We start from the raw sequence: 10,910 nt of genomic DNA on the forward strand, positions 1-10,910 counted from the left end.
AATCGTCCACCCGTATCCGAACCAACGCTTCGCGTTCTAACTCGATGCAAGAGCCGGATGCGTTAGCAGCGCACGTCCGGATCTGTGCGGGGGGCGCCGGGTGACCGGCGGCCCTACCGCGATTGATCTTTGCGCCGGCCACCTAAATGGTGGGTGTCCAAATCCGCGGAAGCAAATCCGCGGGAACTATGAAGCGGGAAGTGGACGGTATCTGCAGTCTGATCCGGTTGGGTTGACAACAAGTGCACAGACTTTCGCCGATGTCGATTCGGCTCCGCTGTATTTCTCAGATCCAAATGGGCTAAAGAAGAAGACACCAACTCGCAATGTGTGCGGATGCGAGGTCAAGGGGAAAGGGCAAAAGACTGGGGGCAGAGGCCGTGCAAGGAGATCCGAGCAGATCGCCCAGATAATGGCATGTTCGGGAATGTACATAAGAGTCGGAATCAACATTGCCATACGAACCCTTGCAAGGCGCAAGGATGATCCGAAGTATCGGCCGGATGTCTGTGGTGAGCGCTGTGATGGGACCCATCGACGTTGTTGAAGTTCCATCACCTACTGATTCGCCGCAGGATCTAGCCAATAGAGCCCGAACCGGACTTGGAAACTTGGGTTCTGGATCTAAGCCGGGAAAGATTCGAATTACGCCTAAGTGCTGCAAGATCTAGTTTGGAGGGGCGCATGATCAACCGATTCCAGTTCTTGTTCATTGATTTCCTAAAGGAAACCTCGCCTGCCAGCTGGGCAGACTTTTGCGCGAGCTTCCTGGAAGAGGCTGGAGTGACCGCAACTTTTGTCGGAGGGCCATCGGGAAGGTGGAAGAAGGCGCCTAAGAAGCGCGATGCACTTGTTGCATCGATTGCTTTGGGCAGTGTGCAGTCCGCACAAGGCGGTACGAACTCTCACTCCTCGACTCCATTCGACGGCTGGGGCCTCTCACTCAGCCTGTCAGCCGGTACCGATGTGGTGGTTGCCCGTGCGGTCGAAGGTGTTGGTTGTGGTAGTGATCAAATCTCGGAATGGACAGTACATGTGGTCGAGAAGCTGCAAGCGCTGTCGCCTATCGATTACGGCTACGCGTACGAGAGTTGTTCGCCGAAGGATATCGGGTTCGGCATGGGGGTGATCTGTGGCCGACCCTCGCACGGGTTGAGGAATCTTTTTGGGGACGACGAACGGGTTTCTCGTTGGTCTCGCGCAAAGATGTGGGGCACATGCCGCGGCTACCTGTACGATGTATTCAATGTGAACGTGCTGGATCAGTCGAGATTCGAGAAAGTGAGCGCGGCGCTGGGTGGCAATCTTCCTGGAGTGGTCAAAGCGTGCGGGCCAAACACGATGTGGTTGCTTGAGATTGAAGAAGAGCGCCGAGCTGCAGCCGTAGCGCTAAACGCCGCGGGACTTTGCGTGGCATCGCATGCTTACGGAAAGGCGAGTCAAGAACGCCCTCAAACAAAGGTTTCCTGACTGCCCGTTGCTGCAGCTAGGTAGGGCGGATCTCTTGACCCGCCGCTCTGTTGTTGTCGTTCGCCGCAACTACTCCGTGAATGCAATGAAGTCATGGGTTCTGTTGGTCCTCGGGCCTGCGCGACCAAGACGCCTGGACCGACTAAAAAGCTGGACACGACGCCTGGACACGAAGCCTGGACATCCGTCAAAGGTCATTGCTCCGTCTATCCTCTCGATCCCGAGACGCGCCAACCGTGGTCTGGGTTCCGCGATTGGCAATCGCTGTCGAGGATTGCCCAATGGGACATGGGTGCGATTTATTTTTGGAGGCTAGCTAAGTGAGTGATTTTGTAGCGCAATTGGCTCGCATCGGTGCCCTTCCATTCACTGCGGTCGAAGTTGCTGAGGCTAGGCTTCAACAGGCGATTCCCGCTCGCTGTGCTGGCCTCGTGTTACCGCTGTTGCAGCGGCGAAATGGATTCCTGGCCTTTGAGAGCGCGTTGCAGGTGTTCGGTGTTGATCAAGGTGCCCCATTCGATTTTGTTAGTTGGAATCGCGCTGATGGTTGGCGAGCCAATTACGGCGAACTCGGTGCCGGTCTCGATTTCTTTGCCCAGGATATCTTTGGCGGACAGTACGCGGTGGAAGAAAGCCATATCATCAAGTTCGATCCAGAGACCGGGGAAAGATCGCGCGTCGCTGAGTCGATGGAGGGTTGGGCCGAGCTGATACTGAGTGATTACGACTACGAAACTGGATATACGCTGGCTAGCGAATGGCAGAAGGAATATCGGCCGTTGACCTTTGGGGAGCGGCTGTATCCCAAGCTACCCTTCGTGCTTGGGGGGGAGTTTGAAACTTCAAACCTTTGGGCGGCTACGCCGGAAAAAGTGTCAGGATTTCGAGGCTATATCGCCCAGCAGCTTCACGGACGTCCAGACGGCACTTTCATCAAACTCAATCTTCCGGGCGGCAAGACGCTTGAAGGCCGTCTGCAGCGCTGATGCGGGCCGGCCTCCATCAACTCCTCAACTGGGGCGGGTCTCTTGACCCGCCGCTCTATTGCGGAAATGTGCCGCCATCACACCGAATGTGTAACAAGACCTGATGTTGTGAGGCATCGGCCTGCGCTCATCGCTATCGTGTGTTCCTTTGGCGGGTCAAGGCCCGCCCCACGCCAAACGCATCCGCAGCTTCTTGCGCAAGCACTGGCCCGAGCGCTGACGCTGCCCCTGGTGTGGTTTCCCTACCCATTGTTCAGTCGCTGCTGGATGTGGTTTATCGAAGGCAGCGAGTGGGCTGCCATGCGGATGTTCTCCACTCCGGTTCGTCCTGCCTTCAGCGCCATTGTTGTCGGCATTTCGCTGGGCACGCTGAGTAACTTGGTGTTCGATGGCATCATGCATTCCGACATGCACCCGCTATGGCCATTCTCGACTGCCAAGCCAATCCACCAGCTGTTCAGCATTGAGGCCCTGCACGTCGTGTGTTTGGCGTCGGGCGCTGGCTACGCTTAACGAAGCACGGAGTAGGGGCATTGCAGACGCAAGGAGCGGCGCGGAGACTGTTGATCCCGGCTGGTCATGATGTCTTGCGAGTCAGACTAGTGGGCCTGATAGTCTTGCCAAACTGTAGGATTCCCACCTGGATGACTCATTGAATGACTCGTGTTCGGCGATTTGCGCTTGCTCTGGGGGTGCTGATGCTGCCTGGCCTATTCGGCTTGTTTGCCGCGAAGGTGGGTGAGGGCAGGTACACCGCCTTGGTGCAGAAGTTTCAGGCGAACCAGGGTGATGAAGTAGCGGCCGTGAGTGCCGCAGAATTCTGTCGGGGACCGATGCCCTCGCCGCCGCTTGGCTGGCAGGAGGAAGGCGATGAGACGCCGCCCGCTGAGGTGCTGGTCGCGTCCGACTGTCGCATCCTGCTCGGCCTTCCTGCTCTGCGGTGGATCGCGGTGTTTAGCATGCTGGCCGGGGGCGGGCTCTTGCTCGCGCTGTGGTGGGCGGCGTCAACCGTTCGCCGCGACCGCAACCGACTGTTGACGATATTTCTTCCGGGCTTGCGGGTGGCCGTCTATGGTGCGATCGCCATGTTGCTGCTCAGCGGCTACCTGATTGCGTTTGGCGGATTGGCCGCCATTCCGGGTGAATTGGCTAATCTGGCGGTTGTGATCGGCATTCTGTGCGTGCTGGCGGCTCTATTCGCCACCTTCAAGCTGCGCGGCGCCTTGCATCCGGATGTCAGTTTCTACCATGCTGCATATGCCTCGCCGACGGCCCATCCGATGCTTTGGGAGCTGATCGAGCGTCTGGCCGAGCGGCTGGGTACGGCCAAGCCCGATACGCTGCTGTTGGGCATTGAGCCCACTTTCTTTGTCACCGAAGCACGAGTGCAAAGCCATCGCGAGCGTAAGCCGCGCGCGGGTCGAGCGATGTACCTTTCCCTCCCGCTTATGCGCATGTTAAGCGTGCCTGAGCTGGCCGCCGTGATAGGCCACGAGCTGGGCCATTTTCGAGGCGAGGATACGCGTTACTCGTCGCAGTTCTATCCGGTGTATGCCGGTGCACATCGCGCGTTGGAAGGCTGGTACGAGGGCGAGGACTACTGGCTTACCTGGCTGGCAACCTTACCCGCAGTTCAGTTGCTGGAACTGTTTGTCACCGAGGTAGAAGAAGTCGAAGCCGAGATCAGCCGTGAGCGCGAGTTGCTTGCCGATCGCGCGGGGGCGGAAGTCGCATCCGGCATGGACCTGGCTTCTGCCCTGCTCAAACTGGGTTCCGCCCACATGCTGCTGCCCGAGTTTGAACAGGACGTCTGGGAGCGGTACTCGAAAGGCAATGAATGGGCGCCGTTGGGCGAGCGCTTGGCCAGCATCTCCGTGCGCAGGCTCGGGGAGGCGGCCCGGCAGGACTTGGAGCTTGAGTTCCCTCACCCCACCGACTCGCATCCGCCCATGCCCGAGCGGCTGGCATCCTTGGGCCTTGGCTGGGCCGCGGTTTTGGACCAGCTGACCATGCCGACGCTTGAGCAGAGCAGTGTGTGCCTGATCAACGACGCTCGCCGGCTCGAGTGCGAGCTTTTTCGCCAGTGGCTGGCGCAGTTTGATGATGAGCCTTAGGCCAAGCTGGGCATCGCCAATCCCTATCGGGGGAGAGACATGTCGATCGAGCGTAAGCTGGCTGATTGGCGAGCAGAGCATGCCCCACTCCGGGCCAGGAGCCCGGCCCTCAAGGTGTCTGCGTTACCCGATGGCGCGGTGGTCTTGCAAGCGCTGTTTCACCATGAGGCGCCCGTTTGCTGGCCGCGAAACCTGCACAAACTGGGCGCGCGCGCACCAAGTGGCGGGCGGCTGCGACGGAGGAGTCGATGCGGGTCGGGTTGTTAGCCTGGATGCTTCGTGAGGTCGCGCCGAAAGACACCGCCAGCCCACCGCAACGTTCTCGGGCAGTTCTCACTGCCGGGTTAGATGAGTTCATTGCAGGTAGGGACGCGGCGGGTGGACCGTCGAACTCAGCGGATAGCGCGACGAGCAGAAGTGTGAACAATCTGCGAAAATTGTCGGCCCGCGCGCCGAGGATGGGCCAGAGCCGCGTTGCTCGCTATCACTGAGATTTGTATGAAACGACTGCTGGTCGGCGTATTGCTGCTGCTTGCGGCTGCTTTGGGTGTGTTTGCGTATGGCGTTTATGGGCTGCAGCTAGGTACTTCGAAGGCTGTGTGGCGCTGCTTCTTGGCTCCAAATCCGCCGGGCGTCAAATGGTCCATGGAGTTGGTCGCGTTGCAGTGTCGTGACTTCAATGACCCGGTGATCAGCGAGCGGGAGATTTGGAATTCGGTGGATGGCCGGGTGGATGAGCTGGAGGCGCGGTTTGCGGCACTTACCGACCAGCTTTCGGCCGGGCAGATCAGCGATGTGTCCTATGCGCGCGCGTTCCATGCGTTCGAGTATGGCAGCGATGAGGTTCGCGGTCTGGTTAATCACTGGCGCGAGCAACGACCGGAAAGTGCCTACGCGCTCACGGCGCAGGGTATCCATCTAAGTCAAAAGGCGTTTGAAGCACGAGGCATCGCCTTGGCCAGGGATGTAAGCGAGGAGCAATGGCAGTCGATGCGAGAGTTCGGAGGCCAAGCCGCCGAGCTGCTTCGAAGGGCAGTAGTCATTGAACCCAGATTGTTGCCTGCCTGGAACCAGCAAATCGTCCTGGGCAGAATTGGCGTGCGCGAAGCCAGCGAGGAGGAGGCGTTGGCGGGGGCCTTGGCCCAGTTCCCTGACGCCTATACGCCGCGTTCCGTCTACTTATTCGGATTGCAGCCCAGGTGGGGCGGTAGTGTGGAAGCGATGCGGGGCTTTGTCGCGCGCTCCATCGATGAGGCGGGCACCAATCCGCGCATGGCCTTGTTGCAGGCGCAGGCCCTGGCTTTTGAACAATGGACAAATACCAATTGGAAGGATCTAGCCGAAGTGTCGCGGCGGTCGCAGGCGCGCTTGGTCGAGGCGCCCAATCTTGATGAGATCTTTGATCTCTCGGATGAGCAGGACGGCAAGGCTGATATTGAACTTGCCTTGCACTATGCCAACGCAGGCTTGCGCTTCCGTCCTGCTCATTATGCTTTTCTGCGCAACAAAGCGCGCGCGTTGACCAGCCTTAATCGCCCGCAGGAGGCATTGGCGGTGATCGAGGAAATGCTCGAACTCAATCAAACCAATGGTCAGAGCTTGTGGATGGGGGCGTACGCTGCGCGCAAGGCGAACAATCATGCCTTAGCGGAAACCTATTACCTGCGCGCTGCCAATCACGTCGACGACAAAGAGGGTCTGCGTCGCGATCTGGCGGGCTACTATCTCTACCACTTGCAGCGCTACCAGGATGCTAAGCGTGAAGTGGCAGCACTGTTGGCCATCAATCCTGAAAGTGCCGATGGTTGGCTGATGCAGGCCGACGTTATCGTCAATCTAGGATTGGAAGGGCGTGAGGAGGCTGCAGGCAGGTTCCTGCGCTTTGCCGATCGCTCCAACCCCAAACATGCCAGTGTGATCCCTTCGGTGGTCGCATGGATCAACGAACAGCGAGCCAAGCGCGGAGAGCCGCCTCTGGCTGCTCACTCGGGCGATGCAGACTCCACCGCGGATCAAACGCAAGACTAAGTGGCAGCCGAGCCTAGGTTCGGTGGCACTGCTGATTCGGCAACTTGAGTTTGAACATCCCGCTCAACTCAAGTCTCCCGCGTCCGGTACCGTTCGACAGGCTCACAACGAGCCTGCCCGTAAGCGAGGGCGCTTCACAGCGACTGCGTCGCTGCGCGCTTGTAGCCCATCCATGGCTGCGTTATTGAACCGGCCAATCAAGACATTCACTGGCGGGTTCAACAATGAAGTACGTTGGCCGGCTGACGCACTCGTACTGGAACGAAGTCTTGTGTAGTCTGCGAGTATGCGACCCAGGGGAGGCAGGGCTATGAGGCGAACGGGGTATGCGTGGCTGGCCACGCTGGTCATATCAATGAGTTTGGCGCTGATGGCGCCGTTGCAGGCTGAGGCAAAGGAGACTCCGGTGGTCGATGCATTGAAGTCGATGGAAGATAATCTCGCTGCTTTGTCGGGCAAGTCGGTGAGCCTGCACCTGTCGAATGGACATACCGTGTCCGGCAAGGTGGCCGAGGTGGGGGCTCAGCACGTGCGTATCGCCGAGATCAGTGGCAAGGAGTATTTCGATGCCCTGGTGCGGATCGACAGTATCGTGGCGCTGGAAGTGCGCGCCCGCGGCGGCTAGCGCCAGGTTCGCGGGGCGGGGCTGGCCCCCTTGGCAGGGCGTGGGCGCTGAGGCTGGGCAGCGTGCCCAGCCTGTCCTTTCGGGCTAACTCCAGCGCAACAGGTTGAGGAATTCGCGGCGGGTCTTGGGCCCATAGGTGCGGAAGTGCGGGTTGGGCTGGTTGGCGTAGTTGGCGCGCGCCTGTGCGATGGCGTCGCGCTTGAGGTGCCGGTCGAGCACGTCTTCGGCCACCGGATAGATGCGCAGGGCATTCAGGCCGAAGATCTTCGCGCGGATCTGTGGCGTGATCTCCGGGTAGCCATAGCGCTCGCGGAACTCCGGCGATATCTGGAAGGTTCGAAAGGCCTGGATCTGATCCTGCGGGCTGCCGTACCAGATCGAATCGGTGCCCCATAGGATGTTGTCTTCGCCCACATGCAGCAGCAGCTTGCCCAGCGCATGGGCGGCGGAATCTGGATCGCGCATCAGGAAGCGCCAGGTGGAGCCGAGTTCGGCAAACACATTGTGTTGCCTGCCAAGCTCAGCGCCGCGCAGCGCGTTCACCAGCCCATCAATGCCGTCGTTGCGCTGTTCATCCAGCGGCCCTTCCGGCGTGCCGGTGACAAAGCCTGAGTGGTAGATCAGAAAGTTGACATCGGAAAAGCGCTTGGCCACCCGGCCAATCTCCTGGCAGGTACTGTGCTCGTAGGAGTCGGGGCCGAACGGTAGTCCTTTGTGAATCGCAATGTTAGGAACCTTGAGCCGTCGGGCTTCCTCAATCATGCGCAGCCCAGGCTCATCGTCCATGAAGAAGCCTTTGCGTTCTGGCCCCCACTGCGTATAGGTCTTCCAGGCGGCGATGTTGAAGCTGCCGGCCAGTCGTTCCATGTCTTCGACATCGCCGGCCTGATTCGGATTCACCCGGCCATGCAAGTACAGCCGATGGGTGCCCTGCATCTTCTCTACCACTGCGGCGGTAGCTGCTGCTTCTTCGATGGTGAGTGGCTCCGAAGCCCGGGTCGAGGGGACGAAGCTCAACACGGTGAGATCGGTGTCGGAATCGAGGAAGATGTCCTGGATAAAGGCATCCGGCCCCAGGCATTGCAGGTGATCGAGATTGCCCGGCAGGGCGGCCGCGGCGCAACCGCTGGTGTCCGGAAAGGTCAACGGACGGGCGCTCTCGGGCAGGCGCCGGGTCCAGGCGCCGGTCGGATTCACGAAGTGCCCTTGCACATCGAAGATGAATTCGTTGCCGCCAATCTCAGCCACGGCCAGGGCCTGGTCCTCGGCCGCCTCGGCGCTCAGTTGATAGAACCCGCCGCGCTTTCCCGCAGAGGCAAACGCCTGGTTAAAGAAGAGCAGGGTGCTGGCTGCGCCGCAGGCCGAGGTGAGAAAGCCGCGGCGGGTGCTTGCCGCACGTTTGGCCAGGCGGTCGGCCTGATCCAGGGCCAATCGATTGGCGCGCCGGTGCACCGGCTCCAGCGGCACTGGGGCGAATTCGCCGTTGCTGGTGCTATCGAGCTTGATCGGTAGTCGCAAACCCTCGGGATCGTGCTGCTTTCGCATCGTCTGCTCCGCGCTCAGTCGACCGACACCGGGCATGGCCTGGCGGGTCGGTGGATCGCCGAACCGATGGGCGGGCGCTGGGCTCTCGTGGCACGCGGGGTCCGACGGGCTTTGGTGCCGATCATAGCCGGATTTGTCGCTCGCTGCCGGCCGCGTGGGACGGACTGCGCCATGCCGGCGCTTGCTCGCCGAAAGTGGAAGGATATGTTCAGTAGCTTTTCAGTCGCGGAAACCGAATGCCACCACCATCATCGCCAGATCGTCGGAGAACTGGTCGGTGCTGTAACCCTTTACTTCGTTCAGAACGCTATCGATCAGCAGCTCTGCTGGTGAGTCGAGTTGCTTTTCGATGGCGATCTGCAGGCGCGTCTGCCCGAACGGGGCGGCGTCTTCGAACTGCGCCTTGAGCAGACCATCGGAAAACAGCAGCAGCCGGTCGCCCGGACTTAGCTGGGTTGTCCACTCATCGACCGGCTCTGCTCGCTCTCTGGACAACGCCGGGGCCTGCGGCAGGTCCAGTGCTTCTTGCAGTTGATCGCGCAGTCGGATCGGCGCCGGCATGTCGGCGTTGCAAAGCGTGAGCCGGCCTTCATCAAGATCGAGCAGGCCGAGTTGCAGTCGCAGGCGCCAGCCCTGTTCAGGACCTTGCTGCAGATGTTCCAGCAAGTGAAGCATCGCCTCGTGCGGATGCTCGGTCTGGCGCAGCACCTGCGGCAACAAGGCGGTGACTCGAGTCATCAGCAGCACAGACTCGCCATCCGCACCGTCCACCTCGCCGAGGTAGAACACGCAGCGACCGGGTACCGGGCTGACAAAGCCGTAGAAGTCGCCCGCCACCTGCGCCGCCGGTCGCAGCACGGCATTGATCTGTGCCTGATACTGCGCGCCGAGAAACACCCGGTCGGCCGGCAGGGCGTGGGCTTGCAGCTGCCTTGCGAGTAGGGCCTGGCCCGCCTTGCGCTGTGCTTCGCCGTGCTGCTGGCGCAGTTCACCGCTCTGTTGGCTGAGTGACTGCCGACATTGCTCCAAGGCATCGCCCAGTCCGTGTAATGAAGAACCGGCAGGTGGCACGGTGACCGGCTGATCCAGATCGCCCAGGGCGAGCCGATGGGCGGCGTCAATGAGTGAACGCAGCGGATCGGCGAAGCGAGCGGTTCGCCGCGCCAACCAAAGTCCCATCAGAACGGCAATCAGCAATACGGCAACGCCGGCAATCAGGCTGTGGCGGTACAAGGAGCTCAGCAGTTGCCGGTCGCTGATGGCCGCGGCAAGTCGCCAGTCCACTCGTTTCAGCGGCAGGCGCACCATCGTGTAGCCCGCGCTGGCGTCGCGCTCAAGGTGGATGTCGTGCTGTTTGCCTTGAAGCAGCCACTGACGCAGTGGCGTTGAACCCTGGCTGGTGATTGCCGTATCCAGGGTGTGAGATCGATCAAGGCGCGGGTCAGCCGCAATCAGCACACGTTGATTGCCGTCCAGCAGAACGAAATCGGAGAGCTCCCCCTCGCTGTTCCAGCCCAGCGCCTGAGTCATCTCCACTACGCGTTCCAGCGAAACCGAAACGCTGGCCATGCCGTAGAAGCCCGATTGCGGATCACGCAGCGGGTAATCGAAGGTCAGCGTGTCCTGGCCGCCTGCGGCATCGTTGAAGTACGGCGTCGACCACCATCCAGACGGGCTGTCCTTGGTCTTCAGATACCAGGGCTTGGTCCAATACTCGAAACGGGTGGCAACAAAGTCTTCGACGTGGATGCCCTTGGCGCCGAAGGTCACGCCGATGGCAAAGCGCGATCCGCGATTGACCGGGTTGTCGGGCTCCAGCAGCAGGCCGAATTGCACCAATTCGCCGTCGTGCAGCAGCTTGGCGGCAAAGACCTGCAGTACCTGCTCGCCGCTCAGGCTGCCGGATTGGACGAACTTGCCTACTTCGGCCGCGCGCAGCTCGGCGCGGGAAAACACCTGATCGAGTCCCTCGACGACCCGCTGCTGACTTTGTAGCAAGCGTTGGCTACCTTCGAGCAGAGTTCGATCGCGCTGCAGCACAAAGATGATGGCGAGCAAGGCCCAGGCGGTGAGTGCGAAGGCAGACGCGGCGCCCAGCGCCCAGCGAACCTTCAGTGCCTGGGGATTGAGCATCGACGCCGC

General features: G+C 60.5%; 8 protein-coding genes. 6 read left to right on the forward strand and 2 right to left on the reverse strand.

The annotated features are described in order from the left end of the window. Window positions 1-684: 684 nt before the first annotated feature. From IFO71_RS15980 to IFO71_RS16005, 6 genes are all read left to right on the forward strand, one after another. On the forward strand, window positions 685-1,470 hold the full coding sequence (locus tag IFO71_RS15980; protein ID WP_192030663.1) for a hypothetical protein: 786 nt from the start codon (window positions 685-687) through the stop codon (window positions 1,468-1,470). Window positions 1,471-1,790: 320 nt separating this feature from the next. Continuing rightward, window positions 1,791-2,456 (forward strand): SMI1/KNR4 family protein, encoded by a 666-nt coding sequence (locus IFO71_RS15985; RefSeq protein ID WP_192030664.1) that lies wholly within the window; start codon window positions 1,791-1,793, stop codon window positions 2,454-2,456. Window positions 2,457-2,687: 231 nt separating this feature from the next. After that, the gene (locus tag IFO71_RS15990) at window positions 2,688-2,969 is read left to right on the forward strand and encodes a hypothetical protein (RefSeq protein WP_192030665.1); all 282 of its coding nucleotides are present in this window, start codon (window positions 2,688-2,690) and stop codon (window positions 2,967-2,969) included. A 143-nt stretch (window positions 2,970-3,112) separates the two neighbouring features. Further along, window positions 3,113-4,570: a M48 family metallopeptidase gene (locus IFO71_RS15995; protein WP_192030666.1), complete on the forward strand. Its 1,458-nt coding sequence runs from the start codon at window positions 3,113-3,115 to the stop codon at window positions 4,568-4,570. A 498-nt stretch (window positions 4,571-5,068) separates the two neighbouring features. Beyond that, entirely contained in the window at window positions 5,069-6,598 is a 1,530-nt protein-coding gene (locus tag IFO71_RS16000) for a tetratricopeptide repeat protein (RefSeq protein WP_192030667.1), read from the forward strand. Between the two features lie 355 nt (window positions 6,599-6,953). Continuing rightward, window positions 6,954-7,223, forward strand: a complete 270-nt coding sequence (locus IFO71_RS16005) for a hypothetical protein (RefSeq protein WP_192030668.1) — start codon at window positions 6,954-6,956, stop codon at window positions 7,221-7,223. An 84-nt stretch (window positions 7,224-7,307) separates the two neighbouring features. On the opposite strand, the gene IFO71_RS16010 is transcribed toward IFO71_RS16005, so the two are convergent. Beyond that, window positions 7,308-8,768, reverse strand: coding sequence for an amidohydrolase family protein (locus IFO71_RS16010; RefSeq protein ID WP_192030669.1), 1,461 nt, complete (start codon window positions 8,766-8,768; stop codon window positions 7,308-7,310). Between the two features lie 219 nt (window positions 8,769-8,987). Beyond that, entirely contained in the window at window positions 8,988-10,901 is a 1,914-nt protein-coding gene (locus tag IFO71_RS16015; protein ID WP_192030670.1) for a SpoIIE family protein phosphatase, read from the reverse strand. Window positions 10,902-10,910: the final 9 nt, after the last annotated feature.

Source organism: Pseudomarimonas arenosa (assembly GCF_014841215.1).
Taxonomy (GTDB): domain Bacteria; phylum Pseudomonadota; class Gammaproteobacteria; order Xanthomonadales; family Xanthomonadaceae; genus Pseudomarimonas; species Pseudomarimonas arenosa.